The sequence below is a fragment of the Amycolatopsis sp. A133 genome (assembly GCF_031082405.1).
Lineage (GTDB): Bacteria > Actinomycetota > Actinomycetes > Mycobacteriales > Pseudonocardiaceae > Amycolatopsis.
In genome coordinates this window covers 1-16583 of sequence record NZ_JAVHJU010000020.1, presented here as the reverse complement: position 1 = coordinate 16583, position 16583 = coordinate 1, and the positions used below count along the sequence as shown (strand labels likewise).

The window sequence follows — 16583 nt, the reverse complement described above, 5'->3', positions numbered from 1 at the left end:
CATGGCCTTCGCGATCACCCAGACCTGCTGCACCGACGCGACCTGCGTGTCGGTCTGCCCGGTCAACTGCATCCACCCGACGCCGGACGAGCCGGACTTCGGGCGCACCGACCTGCTCTACATCGACCCGGCCACCTGCATCGACTGCGGTGCCTGCGCCGACGCCTGCCCGGTCGACGCGATCTTCCCGGCCGGCGACCTGACCGGGCCGCTGCGGGTGTACGAGGAGATCAACGCGGAGTACTACGCCGGCCGGGACGTGCTGGCCGACGTGTCGGTCGCGCCGAACTTCCACCGGTGGGCGCCGCCGTCGTTCAAGCGGGTGCTGCCGAGTGACTTCGCGCCCCTGGACGTCGCCGTCGTCGGCACCGGGCCGGCGGGGATGTACGCGGTGGAAGACCTGCTGCTGCACACCAGCGCCCGCGTGATGCTCGTCGACCGCCTGCCGGTGGCCGGCGGCCTGATCCGCTACGGCGTTGCGCCGGATCACCCGTCGACGAAGAAGATCGGCGAGACGTTCGCCCGCTTCCACGACCACCCGCGGCTCCGCCTGCGGCTCGGCACCCAGGCCGGTCCCGAACTGGCCGAGCGGCACGACGCGGTGATCTACGCGGTCGGGGCCACCGAAGCGCGGCGGCTCGGCGTCCCGGGCGAGGACCTGCCCGGCAGCCTGCCGGCCGCAACGGTCGTCGGCTGGTACAACGGCCACCCGGACGTCGAGCCGGACGCCGTCGACCTCTCGGCGGACCGCGTGGTCGTCGTGGGCACCGGCAACGTCGCCCTCGACATCGCCCGGATCCTCACCGCGGACCCGGCGGCCTTGGCGGGCACGTCGATCGCGCCGGAAGCGCTGGCGCGGCTGCGGTCGGGCAAGGTCCGCGAGGTGGTGCTGCTGGCCCGCCGCGGTCCGGAGACGGCGGCCTACACGCGGCCGGAACTGCTGGCCCTGGCGGCCCGCGGCGACCTGGTGGTGGACGCGCATTCACCCGTGGCGGCCGTGATCGACGGCGCGGCGCCGGGCGAGAAGGCGGCGTGGCTGCAGGGGGTGCCGCGCGAGCGCATCGACTGGTCGGCCCCGCCGCCGGACGGCCGTCGCCGGATCGTGCTGCGCTTCCATTCGGCTCCGGTCGAGTTCCGCGGCGACACCGAGGTCCGCGCGGTGGTCGCTTCGGGTCCGGACGGCGACGTCGAGATCGCGGCGGGCCGCGTGGTCCGCGCGGCGGGGTTCCGCGGTGCTCCGGTGCCGGGCCTGCCGTTCGACGAGGCGGCCGGGATCGTCCCGAACGAGGCCGGGCGGGTGGCCGGCCGCCCGGGCGTGTACGTGGCGGGCTGGATCAAGCGCGGCCCATCGGGCGGGATCGGGGCGAACAAGGCATGCGCCCGGGAGACGGTGGGATCGCTGCTGGAGGACGCCGTCGCCGGGCGGCTGCCGGTGCGGCGCCGGGGAGCGCGGGCGAGGCTGCTCGGTCGCGCTTGAGCCCGCGGTCCGGCGATCGGCGGGTGCGCCCGGGGGCGGCGTCGGCGGTGGCTGAACCGTGGTCGCGCGGCTGTCGGTGCCGCGCCTGAGCCGCGGTCCGGCATTCGGCTCGACCGCCCGGACGGCCGCTGAACCGCGGCTACCGGGACCGGTGCGGGCCGAGGGTCCGCCCCGGCGGTGTGCGGCCGGGTCTGCTTCACCGCGGCTCGTCGAGCCGCCGGGGCCGGCCGTAGCCGCGCTGCACGGCCGCCGCCACCACCGCGTCCTGCTGGTGCCGGTCCAGGACCCGGGGCGCGCCGAGCGTTGCGGCCCGCACGTACAGGCCGCAGGCCCACTCCAGCAGCAGCGCGTTGTCGACCGCGGCTTCGAGCGTCGGGCCGTGGGCGACCGCGCCGTGGTTGGCCAGCAGTGCCGCGGCCTTGCCTTCGAGCGCCGCGAGCGTTTCGCCGGCCAGTTCCGGGGACCCGAAGACGGCGAACGGCGCGACCCGGATCTCACCGCCCAGCGCGAGCTGCTGGTAGTGCACGCACGGCAGCTCGTCGAGCACCAGGGACACCGCCGTGGCCTGCGGGGAATGCGTGTGCACCACCGCGCCCGCGCCGTAGCGCCGGTAGATCCCGAGGTGCAGCTCCAGTTCCGACGTCGGCGCCAGTTCCCCGGCGACCACCGCGCCGTCCAGGTCCACGACGGTGACGTCCTCCGGGGTGGCCCGGCCCAGCTCGACGCCCGTCGCGGTGACGGCGACGTGCTCGCCGGCCCGGACGCTCACGTTGCCCGCCGTGCCGATCAGCAGGCCCTCGCCGGCCAGGCCGTGACAGGCCCGGGCCACCGCGCGCCGCGCCTCCTCGAGAACCGAACTCCCCGCAACCATGGCTGCGAGGCTAGAATAAATACGAAACAAAGTCACGTTCAGGTTTGGGGAGCGGATGACCGAGGGCCGGCTGCGCCGGGTACCGCGCCAGGCGCGTTCGCGGGAAAAGCTGGCCAAGGTGCTCGCCGCCGCCGATCGGCTGCTCGCCGAGGAAGGCGTCGAAGCGCTGACGACGACCCGGGTCGCCGCCGAAGCCGGCGTCTCGGTGGGCGCGCTGTACCAGTACCTGCCCGACCGCGAGGCCATCACCGAGGCACTGGGCGAGGTCTACCTCGCCCGCCTCGAAGACCTCATGACGTCGTTCGCCGAGCGAGCGGCCGAAGAGACCTGGCCCGATCCCGTCGGCCTGCTCGTCGACGCCTTCGCCGGGCTCTACCGCGCGGAACCCGGGTTCCGCGCGCTGTGGTTCGGCCGCGGTCTCGCCGACGGGACCCGGGAAGCCGACCGCGCGCACAAGCGGGTGATGGCCGGCGGGGTGCACCGCATCCTCGTCGCGCAGGGCTTCCTGCTCGACGACTACGCGGCCGCGGTGGCGTGCCGCACGGCGTTCCTCGCCGCGGACGCCGTGCTCCAGGAGGTGTTCCGCGGCGACGGTGCCCCCGAACTCCTGGAGCCGCTCAAGGCGATGCTGCGGGCCTACCTGGGTCAGCTGCCCCGGCCGTAGCTCCGGTGGTGGCGACGAGGAACTCTTCGCCCCGGACGATCCGGAGGCCGTCGGCGCGGTCCGCGAAGTACCGCTCGTCCAGTTCGGCCCCCGAAACGTGCACCGCGTCGCGGAATCCGGCGTCGCGGGCCATCGCCAGCACCTCCGCGGGGGAGAACGAGCTGACGAACGGTGTGCCGGCCGCCTTCGCCCGGCTCGCGGTGGCGCGGTGCCGGTCGCGTTCGGCGTCGTCGAGCAGGCCGGCCGGCAGCAGGAAGGTCATCGCCAGCGTGGAGCCCGGGGCGAACCCGGCGATCCGGCGCAGCGTGGCCGCGTTCGCCTCCTTCGTGAGGTACATGCTGACGCCGGTGGAGGCGACGACCGCCGGTTCGTCCGGGGCGAAGCCCGCGGCCGCGAGCCGGTCCCACCACGACGCCGTCTCGAAGTCGACCGGCACCAAGCGCAGCCAGTCCGGCACCCCGAGGCCGAGTTCCTCCAGTCGGGCGCGTTTCCAGGCCTGCGGGCCCGGCTGGTCCACTTCGAACACGCGCAGGCGGGACGCGAGGTCCGGACGGCGCTGGGCGAACGTGTCGAGGCCGGCCCCGAGGATCACGTACTGGCCGACCCCGCGGGCGGCCTGCTCGGTGACCAGGTCCTCGACGAACCGGGCGCGGGCCACCATGCCGGCCCGGTAGCGCCCGGCGGTGGCCGGGTCCATGTCGTCGCGGTCCCGCCAGCCCTCGCCCGGGCCGGCCAGCCGCAAGCCGAGCTCGTCGGCGAACACGTGGGGCGGCGGATCGACCGCGAGGTGCAGGGCCCGCCACAAGGCGGTCCGCACCGCCGTGCTGTCCGGCGCGGCCACCTCAGGCCTTCCCGGGTGCGGACAGCGTCCACGTCCGCCCGTCGGGATCGCGGACGGTCATCTCGCGGGTCCCGTAGTGGGTGTCCTCGAACGGGGTGACGACCTCGACGACGTCGCCGGCCCGGAACGCGTCGGCGTCCGGGACCTTGAACACGACCTGCGTGCGCGGCTCCCGGTCCTCGGGCACCTCGGCGATGAACAGGGACGGGCCGTCGCCGTTGCGCAGCAGGCCGGAGTTGTGGTCGGTCGCGAATTCGAGCTCGTAGCCCAGTGCTCGGAAGAACTTCGCCGCCTTGCCCCAGTTGCGGGTCTCCAGGTACAGCGCCTCGATGCCCTCGGTCGTCATGTCAGTTCTCCTCTTCGGCAACGGTTTCGGCGAGGTAGGCGCGCAGCGCGTCGGCGACGAGCGCCGAGAGCGACCGCTCCGTCTCGATGGCTCGGTGCTTGACCTGCCGGATCAGGCCGATCGGCAGGTACACGTTGAACTGCTTGACGTCGTCATCGCCCACCCCTCAAGGCTAGCATGCTAGCAAGCTAGATACACAAGTACCGCCGTCCGCCCCTTGACGTGGCGTCCCGGCGAGTCAACAATTCATGCGTAGCACAAATGTTAGCGTTAACAATTTTCGACGACGAAGTCGGAGCGACGCCATGAAGCTGCGCCACGCCCTGTCCGCGCTCTTGCTGACCGCCGCGGTCGTCCCGGGGGTGGGCTCCGCCGCGGCGAGCCCGGCCGCCGCCGAGGCGGCCGTTCCCGCACCGGCGATGGGCTGGGCGTCGTGGAACACCTTCGCCGCCAAAATCGACTACGGCACGATCAAGGCGCAGGCCGACGCGCTCGTGTCGTCCGGGCTGAAGGACGCCGGGTACAGCTACGTCAACATCGACGAAGGCTGGTGGCAGGGCACGCGTGACAGCGGCGGGAACATCACGGTGGACACCGCCGAGTGGCCCGGCGGCATGTCGGCGATCGCGGATTACCTGCACAGCAAGGGGTTGAAGGCCGGGATCTACACCGACGCCGGACGCGACGGCTGCGGCTACTACTTCCCGACCGGGCGGCCCGCGGCGCCCGGGAGCGGCAGCGAAGGCCACTACCTGCAGGACATGCTGCAGTTCCAGCGCTGGGGTTTCGACTTCGTCAAGGTCGACTGGTGCGGCGGGGACGCCGAGGGCCTCGACCCGCAGAGCACCTACCGGGCGATCAGCGACGCCAACAAGGCCGCGACCGCGCAGACCGGGCGGAGCATGGTGCTCTCGATCTGCAACTGGGGCAAGAAGAACCCGTGGAACTGGGGCGCCGGAACGGCCCCGATGTGGCGGACCAGCACGGACATCATCTACTACGGCCAGACGGCCACCCCGGGCCAGGTGCTGACGAACTTCGACCAGGCGCAGCACCCGGTGTCGCAGCACACCGGCTACGTCAACGACCCGGACATGCTCACCGTGGGCATGCCGGGCCTCACCGACGCGCAGGCCCGCACGGAGATGAGCCTGTGGGCCGTTTCGGGGGCGCCGCTGCTGGCGGGCAACAACCTGGCGACGATGAGCGCCGCCACAAAGGCGATCCTGGCGAACCGGGAAGTCATCGCCGTCGACCAGGACCCGCGCGGCCTGCAGGGCGTCAAGGTCGCCGAAGACTCCGCCGGGCGCCAGGTCCACTCGAAGGTCCTCAGTGGATCGGGCAAGCGCGCGGTGGTCCTGCTCAACCGGACGTCGTCGGCGGCGGCCATGGCGGTGCGGTGGGCCGATCTGGGCTTGACCCCGGCCGCGGCGAAGGTCCGCAACGTCTGGGGCGCCGCCGATGCCGGCACCTTCGCCACCGGCTACAGCGTCAACGTCCCGGCCGGCGATTCGGTGCTGCTGACCGTCCAGGGAACCGACGCCGCTTCGGCGGGTTACCCGGCCAGTGGCTCCCGGTTCACCGGCATCACCGCCGCCGCAACCGGTCTGGCGGTCGCCACCTTCACCTACAGCGCCACCGGCACGCAGACCGCCACCCTCGCGGTGAACGGCCAGCAGCCGACCGTCGTCGCCTTCCCGGCGACGGGCGGAGCACCGAAGACCGTCTCGGCCGTCGTGTCGCTGGGCAAGGGGAACACCAACACCCTGACGTTCTCCGGTACCCCGCCGCAGCTCACCGCCGTCGACGTCCTGCCCCTGCCCGGGACCAACGGCGTGCAGGTCGCCGGAGCGCCCTCCGGGCGGTGCGTGGACGTCGACGACAACGGCATCGCCAACGGGATCCAGGCCCAGCTGTGGGACTGCGCCGCGGGCCCGAACCAGACCTGGGTGCCGGTGCGCGGGCAACTCGTCGTCAACGGCACCAAGTGCCTCGACGCCTACAACAGCGGGACGGCGAACGGCACCGCCGTGGTGGTCTGGGACTGCAACGGCCAGCGCAACCAGCAGTGGACGGTCAACGCGAACGGGACCATCACGAACGCGGTGTCCGGGCTGTGCCTGGACGCGAGCGGCGCGGCCACCGCGAACGGCACGAAGCTCATCCTGTGGACCTGCAGCGGCGGCGCCAACCAGCAGTGGACCCGGCGCTAGGCGGCCGATTCCCGGATCACCAGCCGGCACGGCCGGGTGTGCCGGCCGGGGGAGGGCTCGCCGTTGATCGCCGCCAGCAGGCGGTCGGCGGCGGTCCGCCCGAGCGCCTCCAGTTCCATGTCGACGCTCGTCAGCGGCGGCTGGCAGCCCAGCGCCATCACGTCCCAGTTGTCGAAGCCGACCAGGGCGACGTCGTCGGGCACGCGGCGGCCGGCCGCCTGCAGCGCGTCGGCGGCGCCGCGGGCGATCTGGTCGCTGCCGCAGAAAACGGCGTCGAACGGGGTGCCCGCGCCCAGCAGCATCCGGACCGCCTGCCGGCCCCAGGCCTCGCTCCACTCGCCGAACATCGGGACGCCGGCCAGGTCGAGCCCGGCTTCGGCGAGCCGTCCGGCGGCGGCGGCCGCGCGCACGGTCGCCGAGTGGTGCCGCTCGGGCCCGGTCACGTGGGCGATGCGGCGCCGTCCGGTCGCCAGGAGGTGCTCGACGGCCTTGCGCGCGCCGCCCGCCTCGTCCGGCACGACGGAACAGTCGTGCGGGTCGGTGGAGCTGATGAAGGCGTACACCACCGGGATCGGCAGGCCCGCGCCGATCGGCGGGCGGGCCTGGGTGCGGCGGCCGGTGACGATGATGCCGTCGACCCGGCGGGACAGCAGCGTGCGCAGGTAGTACTGCTCGCGGATCGGGTCGTCGCGGGCGTCGCAGAGGAAGACCGACATCTCCCCGGCCCCCAGCGCGTCCTCGGCCCCCATCATCAGCGGGATGCTGAACCGGCCGATCGTGTCGGTGGTGATCATGCCGACGGTGTAGGTGCGCCCGGAGTTCAGGCTCACGGCCGCGCGGTTGGGCTGGAAACCCAGCTGCTCGGCCGCGGCCAGCACCCGCTGCCGGGTCTCCTGGCGAAGCGACCCGCGGCCGTTGAGCGCCTTCGACGCGGTGCCGACCGACACGCCGGCCAGCAGGGCGACCTCGCTGATGGTGGCCGGCTTGGCGAGGGTGCCGGGAGTTTCCGAAAGTTTCCGCGGGGGCATGGTGGCACAGTACCTCCGTGGTCGGCGGCGACCCAAGGTAACTTCCAGGACTACGGCAAACAGCGCTTGACGCGCTGGTGGAACCGCCCTAACTTGATTCGGAAACCGGTTTCCTAAAGTTTCTGAGCCGGGAATTCCGGTTCCTTCTTCGACACCGCAGGCGGCGGCCTCCCGATAGGAGAGAGTCGATGACTTCGCACATCCGTACCAGGGCACGGTGGGGGCGTGCCGCGGCCGCCGTCGCCGGCGTGCTCGTCCTCGCGGCCTGCCAGAGCGGCCCGTCCGGGGCGGCGGCGGGGGACACCGCGAGCGTGGACGACGGCACCACGATCACCATGTGGACCCGCTCGCCGACGGCCACGTTCAGCCAGACGCTGATCGACGCCTACAACGCGAGCCACAAGAACAAGGTGAAGCTGACCGTCTTCCCGGCCGACTCCTACCAGCAGAAGGTCGGGACCGCCGCGGGCGCGAAGCAGCTGCCGGACCTGCTGGCCGCCGACGTCGTCTACGCCCCCGACTACGCGGCCAAGGGCCTGTTCCTCGACCTCACCGCCCGCGTGACCCAGCTGCCGTTCGGCGGCAGCCTCGCCCCGGCCCACATGAAGGCGGCCACCGCCGCGGGCAAGCACTACGCGGTGCCGCACGACATCGACCTGTCCGCGGTGTTCTACAACAAGGTCCTCTTCGGCCGCGCCGGCCTCGACCCGGCCAAGCCACCGTCCACCTTGGACGAACTGGCCGGGGCCGCCCGCAAGATCGCCGCGCTCGGCGGGGACGTCAAGGGCTACTTCTTCGGCGGCGCCTGCCCGGGTTGCCAGCTGTTCACCAGCTGGCCGATGATCTGGGCTTCCGGCGGTACCGTGCTCAACGAGCAGGGCACCGCGGCCACGCTCGACAGCCCCCAGGCGGCGAAGGTGTACTCCTGGCTGCGGCAGCTGTACACCGACGGAGTCGTGCCGGCGTCGGCGAAGAACGAGTCCGGGCCCACGTGGACGCAGGCGTTCCTCGACGGCAAGATCGGCATCCAGCCGATGGGCGCGACGGCGTTGCAGGGCATGAAGGAGGGGCCGGGACTGCAGGTCGGCGTCGCCCCCATCCCGGGGCTGACCGGGGGCAGCTCGTCCTTCGTCGGCGGGGACGTGCTCGGCATCGGCAGCAACAGCACCCACGCCGCGGCCGCGTGGGACTTCATCGCCTGGACGCTGTCCGACCAGGCCCAGGTCGACGTCGTCGCGAAGAACAAGAACATCACCGTCCGGTCCGATCTCGCGGACAACACCTACGCCAAGCAGGATCCACGGCTCGGTGTGTTCAACCGGCTCGCGAGCGAAGGCCAGACACCGATCTCGGTCAACTTCGGCAAGACGTTCAACGACACCAACGGGCCCTGGACGGCGACGGTGATCGACGCGGTCTTCGGCGGCGGTGACGCCGGATCGGCCTTGAAGCAGCACAACGCGGCCGTCACCGAGTCCCTTTCCGGCGGCAGCTGATCATGGTTTCGCTTCTCCCCCCGAGGGTGTCGGCGCCGGAGACCCCGGCGCCGGCCCCCCGCCGCCGCGGCTCGATCGCCCGGGGCCGCCGCCGGCTGGGGCTCGCCTACGCGGCTCCGATGGCCGTGCTGGTCGCCGTCTTCTTCGTCATCCCGCTCGGGCTGATGCTGTGGATGTCGGTCAGCCACTGGCCGCTGGTCGGCGCGTCCTACCCCGACGGCGTGCGGAACTACGACGCGCTGAGCGACCCGCTCTTCCTTCGTGCGGTGGGGTTCACGCTGAAATACACCCTGGTCACGACGGTCGTGCTGAGCCTCGTCGCGTTCGGGCTGGCGCTGCTGGTGCAGCACGACCGGCGCGGCACCGGTGTCGCCCGCACGGTGTTCTTCCTGCCCAGCGCGGTCGGGCTCGCGTCGACGAGCCTGCTGTTCTACGGCCTGTTCAACACCGACTCCTCGGCCCTCAACCACCTCGTGGACTTCCTCGGCCTGGGCCGGGTGGACTGGCTGGGCTCGGGCGGCAACGCGCTCGGCTCGACCGCCGGGATGATCACCTGGCGGTTCGCCGGGTTCTACATGCTCATCCTGATGACCGGCCTGCAGGGCATCGACCCGGCGCTGTACGAGGCCGCGCGCATCGACGGCGCGAACCGGTGGCAGATCCTCCGGCGGGTGACGCTCCCGCTGCTGCGGCCGACGCTGGCCCTGGCGATGGTGCTGTCGCTGACCGGCTCGCTACTGGCGTTCGACCAGTTCTTCATCCTCACCGGTGGCCGCCACGACACCGCCACGGTCGTCATCGACATCTACCGCGAGGCGTTCCTGTCCCAGGACCTCGGGCGCGCCGCCGCGGTTTCGGTGGCCACGCTCGCCGTGCTCATCGTCCTCAACGTCGCGCAGCTGCGCCTGATCCGCCGGGAGGGGAAGTGAACCGGCTCCGGGCCGCGGGCGCGGGTGTCACGAGCGCCGCACTGGCCGTGCTGTTCCTGCTGCCCCTGCTGTGGACGGCCTACTCGTCGCTGACCGGGCGGCAGGCCGGGGACGCCGGGACGGACAACTACCGGCGGCTCGCCGACTACGGCAGCGGTCTGGGCACCTACCTGCTCAACACGGCGGTGGTCGCGCTCGTCGCGGTGAGCGTCACGGTCGTGACGACCACGCTCGGCGGCTACGCGATGGCCCGGCTCGCCTTCCCCGGGCGCACCCTGCTGTTCCTGGTCACCCTGGCCATCCTGATGGTGCCCTACACCACGATCCTGGTGCCGCTCTACATCCTGCTCGGCTGGCTCGGCCTGCAGAACTCGCTGCTCGGCCTGGGCCTGGTGCTGGCCGTGCTGCAGCTGCCGTTCGGCCTGTTCATGATGCGCAACTCCTTCGAGGCGCTGCCGGTGGAACTCGAAGAGGCGGCGCTGATCGACGGCTGCTCGATCGGCGGCGCGCTGCGGCGGGTGCTGCTGCGCGGGGTGCTCCCCGGCGTCGTCACGGTTGCGCTGTTTTCGTTCCTCGCGGCCTGGAACGAGTTCGTCGCGCCGCTGATCTTCCTCACCGACGGCGAGAAGTTCACCCTGCCGGTCGCGCTGTTCAACCTCCAGTCCGGCAGCCTCGGCTCGGTCGACTTCGGGGCCCTGCAAGCGGGAGTGGTGGTCTCCGCGCTGCCGTGCGTGGCGGTCTTCCTCGTCCTGCAGCGGTACTACGTCCGCGGCTTCACCTCGGGAGCCCTCAAGGGCTGAGACATTCCACGGCTGTGACAGGAGCACTCGATGACCGAACGCATCCTCGGGCCCGTCCACCCCACGTCCGCCGCGAGATCGGCGCTGCGGCCGCTCTTCCTCGGCGCGGTTGCCTTCGCCCCGGACAGCCTGCTGGGCGGCTGGCAGGCGCGCAACGCGAGCCGCACCCTGCCGCACTGCGTGGAGCAGCTCGACGCGGCGGGCGCGCTGGACAACCTCCGGCGCGTCACCGGCGAGGTCGACGGCGACCACCGCAACATGTGGTTCGCCGACTCCGACGTCTACAAGACCCTCGAAGCCGCCGCCTGGCAGCTCGGCCGCGACCCGGGCGACGCCGAGCTGCGGGCGTTCCTCGACACCACCGCCGCGCTGGTGGCCAAGGCCCAGGAGGACGACGGCTACCTGAACTCCTACTTCAGTGCCGAAAAGCCCGAACTGAAGTGGCAGGAGCTGCACTGGAGCCACGAGCTGTACTGCGCCGGCCACCTGATCCAGGCCGCCGTCGCCGCCGCCCGCGCCAGGGTCGGCGCCCAGCTCGTCACGGTCGCCCGGCGCTTCGCGGACCTGATCGTCGAGCGCTTCGGCAGCGTCGACGGCGTCGACGGGCACCCGGAGATCGAGACCGCGCTGGTGGAGCTGTACCGGGTGACCGGGCACCGGCCGTACCTGGACCTGGCGCTGCGCTTCCTCGACCTGCGCGGGCGCGGCCTGCTCAACGGCGAGCGGTTCGGCCCGCGGTACCTGCAGGACCACGTGCCGGTCCGGGAGGCGGGCGAGGTCGCCGGGCACGTCGTGCGCCAGCTCTACCTGCTCGCCGGTGTCGTCGACGTCGCGGTCGAGACCCGGGACGACGAGCTGCTGGCATCGGCCCGCCGCCTGTGGGCCGACGCGTTCGGCGCCAAGACCTACCTCACCGGCGCCCAGGGGTCCCGCCACCGCGACGAGGCGTTCGGCGACCCGTACGAGCTGCCGCCCGACCGGGCGTACGGCGAGACCTGCGCCGCGATCGCGAGCTTCCAGTGGAACTGGCGGCTGCTGCTGGCCACCGGCGAGGGAAAGTACGCCGACGAGATGGAACGCGCGCTGTACAACACCATCGCCGGGGCGACCGCCCTCGACGGAACGCACTTCTTCTACTCCAACCCGCTGCACCTGCGGACCGGTCACGACGGCTCGCACGAGGACGCGCCGTCGCAGCGGCTGCCGTGGTACTCGTGCGCCTGCTGCCCGCCGAACCTGGCCCGGCTGGTCGCGTCGCTGTCCGGCTACGTGGCGACCACCGACCCCGGCGGCCTGCAGGTGCACCTGTACGCCGCCGGCTCGATCCGGACCACTGTGGACGGTGCGGACGTCCACGTCGTCACGCGCACCGGCTACCCCTGGGACGGCCGGATCGAGCTGACCGTGACCACTCGGGCGCCGATCGTGCTGGCCCTGCGCATCCCCGGCTGGGCCGCCGGCGCCCTCGTCGACGGCGAGCCCGCCGACGTCCACGACGGCTACGCGGAGGTGCGGCGGGACTGGACGGGCGGCGCGACGGTGACGCTCGAACTGCCGATGCCGGCCCGGATCGTCCGGCCGCACCCGCGGATCGACGCCGTGCGCGGCTGCGTCGCGGTGACGCGCGGGCCGCTCGTGTACTGCCTGGAGCAGGCCGACCTGCCGGCCGGCGTGACGCTGGAAGACGTGCGGCTCGACCCCGCGGCGCCGTTCTCCGACGCGTCGCTGCCCGACGTGCCGGTGGCCCTCACCGCGCGCGGCCTGATCGAGCTCCCGGCATCGGACGAGCTCTACGGCCCGGGCACCGGTGCGCCCGGCGAGCCGTTCGAGCTGACCGCCGTCCCGTACTTCCTGTGGGGCAACCGGGAACCCGGCCCGATGCGGGTCTGGCTCCCGGTCGCCACCCGCAACCACCTCACCTGACGGTCGTGAGTGGTAAGGCGGGTTAGAACCCGCCTTACCACTCACGAGCACGGGAGCGCACCCGGCCGTCGAATGTTAACGCTCACAAAACCGAAGATTGCGAGGACCCGATGACGCGTCCTGTGGTATCCCGGCCCAACCGTGGCGTGCTCAAGCTCGCTGCTGCCGTGGTGCTGTGCCTGCTGGCCGGACTGCTCTCCGTGGGCAGTGCGCAAGCCGCGACCGCCTTCACCAGCACGGTGGTCGATGCCTCGAGCGGCCAGTGCACCACCGTCCCCAACGGCAACAACGCCGTCCAGCTGACCCAGTCGAGCTGCAATTCCGGTGCCGGCCAGTCGTTCCGGTTCACCCCGGTGTCCGGCGACGTCTACACGGTCGGCACCTTCACCGCCGGCAGCTGCGTGGACATCTCCGGAGCGTCCACTTCGGACAATGCCGCGGTGATCCAGTACACCTGCCATTCCGGGACGAACCAGCAGTTTCGCCTCCAGGCCAGTGAAAGCGCTTTCAGCCTGGTCGCGGTCGGCTCGGGCAAGTGCCTCACGGCGGTGAACGCCCTGCTCGTCCAGCAGTCCTGCGGCACGGCCGCCGCGTGGCGGCTGGCCGGCTACCCGACCGGTGGCGGCACGCAGGTCCCGGCGGAGAAGACCGTGCGGGTGTGGCTGCTGCGGCCGTCCGACGTGCCCTACGACCAGCGCTACCCGGACGGCATCGCGAACGTGCTGCGGGAAGCGCAGCGGTACTACCGGCAGGAGCTGGGCAAGACGTTCCGGCTCGCCGACCCGGTGGTGCAGGTGGTCACCGGCGAGCACGTGAAGAGCTGGTACGAGAACACCCCCAACGGCAATGACCGCTACTGGTGGGCCGTGTTCAACATGCAGCAGGAACTGCTGCGCCGGTTCGACGTGAAGGCCCCGGACAGCCGGTGGCTCAACGTCGGCGAGGTCATCGCCGAGGGCCAGGGCGCCGGCGGCGGCGGAGGCGGCGGCTGGGTGATCCTCTGCCAGCACGACGCCGACGGCGCGGCCGGGATCAACGGCCCGATGAACCGCTGGTACGGCGGCATGGTGCACGAACTGGGCCACGCGTTCGGCCTGCCGGACTCCACTTCGACCGACGGGACGCCGATGTCGGCGTCGTTCTACGACTACCCGAACACCCACTTCAGCCAGAGCCAGAAGAACGGGATCCTCAACGGCCCGTACGGCTCCTTCCTCTTCTGAACCTTCCGAGCCTTCCGAACCTTCCGAATCGGAGAACCCGATGAGACGTCCGGCCTTGCTGGCCGCCGCCCTCTTGGCGGCCGGCTTCGCAGTGGTGGTCCCGGCGAACGCCGCGGCCACGTTCAGCAGCACGATGGTCAACCAGGGGAGTGGCCAGTGCGCCACCGTCCCCAACGGCGACAGCGCGGCCCAGCTGACCCAGGCGGCCTGCACGTCCGGTGCCGGCCAGTCGTACACGTTCACCCCGGTGTCCGGCGACGCCTACACGATCGGCACGTTCACCTCCGGCAGCTGCGTCGACGTCTACGGCGCGTCCACCGCGGACAACGCCGCGGTGATCCAGTACGCCTGCCACGGGGAGACCAACCAGCAGTTCCGGCTCCAGCCGGCCGGGACCGGCGCGTTCAACGTCGTGGCGGCCGGCTCGGGCAAGTGCATCACCCCGGCGGGCACCGCGCTCGTCCAGCTGCCGTGTTCGAGCGCGAGCGCCTGGCGCGTCCCGGGTTACCAGCCCGGCACGTCCGACGCCTACCAGGGCATCCCGGACCTGGCGCCCAACGCGTGCAAGAACTCGGGGCTGCCGCGGTCGTACGGCACGAACTTCCAGACCCCCAGCGACCCCTACGGCCAGGGCTTCCAGAACACGACGGCGATCGGCTGGGACGGCAACTACTGGCCGGTGTTCAGCTACCTGTCCGGCTCGTTCTTCGCCCGCGGCGTGAACACGACGTACAACGGCCTGTGCGGCGGGATGTACTCGTTCAGCGCCTACGCCTACGGCGGCAACCCGGGCGCGCAGTCGGTGCAGTGGACCGAGGACAACGGCTACCTGCCCGCGATGACGACGTCCCGGACCTCGGGCAGCGTCGGGATCACCATCAAGAACTTCGCCGTCAAGGTCACCATCAACGGGTCCGCGGTCATGCTGGTCTACACGCGGGTGTCGATCAAGAACAGCGGCTCCGGCTCGGTGACGGTCCCGCCGGGTGGTTCCGGCCCGGGCCTCGTCCGGCTAACGCCGTCCACATTGGACACAGTGGCGGCGGGGCAGACGAGCAACCACGACTTCGTGGTGGCCGTGGACAACTTCGGCAGCGGCGTCGCTCTGCCGACCGGCTCGACGTTGTCGTCGAGTGCGCCGAACTACGACACCGCCTACGGCCAGATGGCGTCGTACTGGAACTCGCGGCTGGCCGAGACGAACACCTTCAGCCTGCCGAACACGACCCTGCCCAACACCGGCGGCCTGGCGAACCCGGGCACCGCGATGGCCAACGCCTACAAGGCGGGCACCGTCTACAACCTGATCATGCAGGTGGGCAAGGCGCAGTTCTCCGGCGCCAACAACTACAACTGGATCCTCAACCACGACGTCCCCGGCGAGCTGACGGCCAAGTTCGAAACCGGCGACTTCCGGGACGCGCGCAACCTGCTGCTCACCGCGCGCATCTCCCAGCAGGACAACTGGGACGAGGTCGGCGCCAACTGGTACTGGGACGGCGTCTGGAAGACGATGGGCTCCTGGGCGACGTACCTGGCGAAGACGAACGACACCGCGTTCGTCAGCCAGTACTTCAACGACACCGGCTCGTGGGGACCCAGCCTCCGCACCATCGCCCGGGTGAAGTACCCCGCCCAGCTGGCCTCGGACGGCACGCTGCGGGCCAACTTCGACAACGACTCCACCGGGCGCTGGCTGTTCAGCAACTTCTCGGCGTTGCAGATGCTGGCGTCGTACAAGTACATCGCGACCAAGATCGGCCAGACCGCCGAAGCGACGTGGGCGAACACCGCCTACACCTCGCTGCTCACCGCGTTGAACACGGTCGTGGGCCGCAACCAGTCCGCCAACGGGTTCAACTACCTGCCCTGTGAGGTGGACAAACCCAACAGCGCCAACCGCTGCAACACCTTCAACGACGCCAACTGGGCCTCGCCCGGGTGGGTCGGGCAGAACCAGTGGTCGACCATGCTGTCCGGCGGCGCGCTGACCGGCATCATGGGCGATCCCGGCCAGATCGACCGGATGTACCAGTGGGGCTTCAACCGGCTGTCGGCCAACGGCTACCCGTTCCCGACGTTCGGGGCGTTCAACGGGTACTCGACGGCCTACAACACGTCGTACGCCTCCGACGGGCTGTACTCCAACAACTACCGCGACCTGCCGATCACCAGCTACGCCTGGCAGCTCAAGACGACCACCGGCGGTCCGAACGCCTGGTGGGAGGCCAACGGCAGCGGGCCGAGCACGGCCAACCCGTGGATCGGCAGCCACGCCGGCCCGCAGTTCGGCGCGTGCCCGTACGCGTGGCCGATCGCCGGGCAGCAGCAGGGCCTGCTGGAGTCGCTGGTGGCCGAAGGACTGGCGGCGAGCGGCTCCGGGCCGTACACGTTCACCCGCCCGCTCTACATCGGCCGCGGCGTGCCGAACGCCTGGCTCACGCCCGGCCAGACGATCTCGGTCGGCAACCTGACCAACACCTACGACGTCGCTTCGGGCAGCCGGTCCACCTACGGGGTCTCCCTCGCGGTGAGCGGCTCCGGCGGCGCGCGCGTCGTCACGGTGACGCTGTCGGGCAGCCTGCCCGGCGGCGCGGTCGCCATCCAGCTGCCGGCGTTCCTCACCACCGGCGTGAACTCGGTCAACGGCGGCAGCTACGACGCCGCCACGCACACGGTCACCGCGAGCGCGAACACGGTGACCATCACCCTCGCGAGCTGAGTCTGCCGCGGCTGTCGTGAGTGGTAAGGCGGGTTAGAACCCGCCTTACC

At 71.5% G+C, this 16583-nt stretch carries 14 protein-coding genes; 9 read left to right on the top strand and 5 right to left on the bottom strand.

Going from position 1 to position 16583, the window contains the following annotated elements; genetic code table 11:
- Nucleotide 1 precedes the first annotated feature (1 nt).
- A complete protein-coding gene (locus Q5425_RS16615) occupies nucleotides 2-1477 on the top strand; it encodes an FAD-dependent oxidoreductase (protein ID WP_308673135.1) in 1476 nt (491 codons plus the stop codon).
- 196 nt (nucleotides 1478-1673) lie between these two features.
- Here the strand turns inward: Q5425_RS16615 and Q5425_RS16610 are convergent, their stop codons facing one another.
- On the bottom strand, nucleotides 1674-2348 hold the full coding sequence (locus Q5425_RS16610; protein ID WP_308673134.1) for a class II aldolase/adducin family protein: 675 nt from the start codon (nucleotides 2346-2348) through the stop codon (nucleotides 1674-1676).
- A 55-nt stretch (nucleotides 2349-2403) separates the two neighbouring features.
- On the opposite strand from Q5425_RS16610, the gene Q5425_RS16605 reads away from it, so the two are divergent.
- Nucleotides 2404-3012, top strand: coding sequence for a TetR/AcrR family transcriptional regulator (locus tag Q5425_RS16605; protein ID WP_308673133.1), 609 nt, complete (start codon nucleotides 2404-2406; stop codon nucleotides 3010-3012).
- Here the strand turns inward: Q5425_RS16605 and Q5425_RS16600 are convergent.
- From Q5425_RS16600 to Q5425_RS16590, 3 genes are read right to left on the bottom strand one after another with little or no spacing between them, the layout of a single operon-like run.
- Entirely contained in the window at nucleotides 2966-3853 is an 888-nt protein-coding gene (locus tag Q5425_RS16600) for a class I SAM-dependent methyltransferase (RefSeq protein ID WP_308673132.1), read from the bottom strand. The genes Q5425_RS16605 and Q5425_RS16600 overlap by 47 nt on opposite strands.
- Before the next feature lies 1 nt (nucleotide 3854).
- Entirely contained in the window at nucleotides 3855-4199 is a 345-nt protein-coding gene (locus Q5425_RS16595; RefSeq protein ID WP_308673131.1) for a VOC family protein, read from the bottom strand.
- Between the two features lies 1 nt (nucleotide 4200).
- Nucleotides 4201-4362: a CopG family transcriptional regulator gene (locus Q5425_RS16590; protein ID WP_308673130.1), complete on the bottom strand. Its 162-nt coding sequence runs from the start codon at nucleotides 4360-4362 to the stop codon at nucleotides 4201-4203.
- A 142-nt stretch (nucleotides 4363-4504) separates the two neighbouring features.
- On the opposite strand from Q5425_RS16590, the gene Q5425_RS16585 reads away from it, so the two are divergent.
- On the top strand, nucleotides 4505-6412 hold the full coding sequence (locus Q5425_RS16585; RefSeq protein WP_308673129.1) for an RICIN domain-containing protein: 1908 nt from the start codon (nucleotides 4505-4507) through the stop codon (nucleotides 6410-6412).
- Here the strand turns inward: Q5425_RS16585 and Q5425_RS16580 are convergent.
- The gene (locus Q5425_RS16580; RefSeq protein WP_308673128.1) at nucleotides 6409-7440 is read right to left on the bottom strand and encodes a LacI family DNA-binding transcriptional regulator; all 1032 of its coding nucleotides are present in this window, start codon (nucleotides 7438-7440) and stop codon (nucleotides 6409-6411) included. The two genes, Q5425_RS16585 and Q5425_RS16580, sit on opposite strands and share 4 nt — an antisense overlap.
- A gap of 188 nt (nucleotides 7441-7628) precedes the next feature.
- On the opposite strand from Q5425_RS16580, the gene Q5425_RS16575 reads away from it, so the two are divergent.
- The 6 genes from Q5425_RS16575 to Q5425_RS16550 all read left to right on the top strand — a co-directional run bounded on the left by Q5425_RS16575 (nucleotide 7629) and on the right by Q5425_RS16550 (nucleotide 16533).
- Complete coding sequence (locus tag Q5425_RS16575; RefSeq protein WP_308673127.1) at nucleotides 7629-8936, top strand: sugar ABC transporter substrate-binding protein; 1308 nt, start codon at nucleotides 7629-7631, stop codon at nucleotides 8934-8936.
- Nucleotides 8937-8938: 2 nt separating this feature from the next.
- Nucleotides 8939-9865: a sugar ABC transporter permease gene (locus Q5425_RS16570; protein ID WP_308673126.1), complete on the top strand. Its 927-nt coding sequence runs from the start codon at nucleotides 8939-8941 to the stop codon at nucleotides 9863-9865.
- Nucleotides 9862-10665, top strand: coding sequence for a carbohydrate ABC transporter permease (locus Q5425_RS16565; protein ID WP_308673125.1), 804 nt, complete (start codon nucleotides 9862-9864; stop codon nucleotides 10663-10665). The genes Q5425_RS16570 and Q5425_RS16565 overlap by 4 nt, the downstream gene beginning before the upstream one ends.
- A 30-nt stretch (nucleotides 10666-10695) precedes the next feature.
- Entirely contained in the window at nucleotides 10696-12588 is a 1893-nt protein-coding gene (locus Q5425_RS16560; RefSeq protein ID WP_308673124.1) for a beta-L-arabinofuranosidase domain-containing protein, read from the top strand.
- Nucleotides 12589-12698: 110 nt separating this feature from the next.
- Nucleotides 12699-13811 carry an RICIN domain-containing protein gene (locus Q5425_RS16555; RefSeq protein WP_308673123.1) on the top strand — a complete coding sequence of 371 codons (1113 nt, stop codon included), beginning with the start codon at nucleotides 12699-12701 and terminating at the stop codon, nucleotides 13809-13811.
- Between the two features lie 40 nt (nucleotides 13812-13851).
- Nucleotides 13852-16533, top strand: coding sequence for an RICIN domain-containing protein (locus Q5425_RS16550; RefSeq protein ID WP_308673122.1), 2682 nt, complete (start codon nucleotides 13852-13854; stop codon nucleotides 16531-16533).
- Nucleotides 16534-16583 lie beyond the last annotated feature (50 nt).

Excerpts from the sequence above, each read along its gene's own strand:
- Q5425_RS16615 (WP_308673135.1), top strand. The coding sequence starts at position 2 with ATGGCCTTCGCGATCACCCAGACCTGCTGCACCGACGCGACCTGCGTG.
- Q5425_RS16610 (WP_308673134.1), bottom strand. The coding sequence starts at position 2,348 with ATGGTTGCGGGGAGTTCGGTTCTCGAGGAGGCGCGGCGCGCGGTGGCC.
- Q5425_RS16605 (WP_308673133.1), top strand. The coding sequence starts at position 2,404 with ATGACCGAGGGCCGGCTGCGCCGGGTACCGCGCCAGGCGCGTTCGCGG.
- Q5425_RS16595 (WP_308673131.1), bottom strand. The coding sequence starts at position 4,199 with ATGACGACCGAGGGCATCGAGGCGCTGTACCTGGAGACCCGCAACTGG.
- Q5425_RS16585 (WP_308673129.1), top strand. The coding sequence starts at position 4,505 with ATGAAGCTGCGCCACGCCCTGTCCGCGCTCTTGCTGACCGCCGCGGTC.
- Q5425_RS16580 (WP_308673128.1), bottom strand. The coding sequence starts at position 7,440 with ATGCCCCCGCGGAAACTTTCGGAAACTCCCGGCACCCTCGCCAAGCCG.
- Q5425_RS16575 (WP_308673127.1), top strand. The coding sequence starts at position 7,629 with ATGACTTCGCACATCCGTACCAGGGCACGGTGGGGGCGTGCCGCGGCC.
- Q5425_RS16570 (WP_308673126.1), top strand. The coding sequence starts at position 8,939 with ATGGTTTCGCTTCTCCCCCCGAGGGTGTCGGCGCCGGAGACCCCGGCG.
- Q5425_RS16560 (WP_308673124.1), top strand. The coding sequence starts at position 10,696 with ATGACCGAACGCATCCTCGGGCCCGTCCACCCCACGTCCGCCGCGAGA.
- Q5425_RS16555 (WP_308673123.1), top strand. The coding sequence starts at position 12,699 with ATGACGCGTCCTGTGGTATCCCGGCCCAACCGTGGCGTGCTCAAGCTC.
- Q5425_RS16550 (WP_308673122.1), top strand. The coding sequence starts at position 13,852 with ATGAGACGTCCGGCCTTGCTGGCCGCCGCCCTCTTGGCGGCCGGCTTC.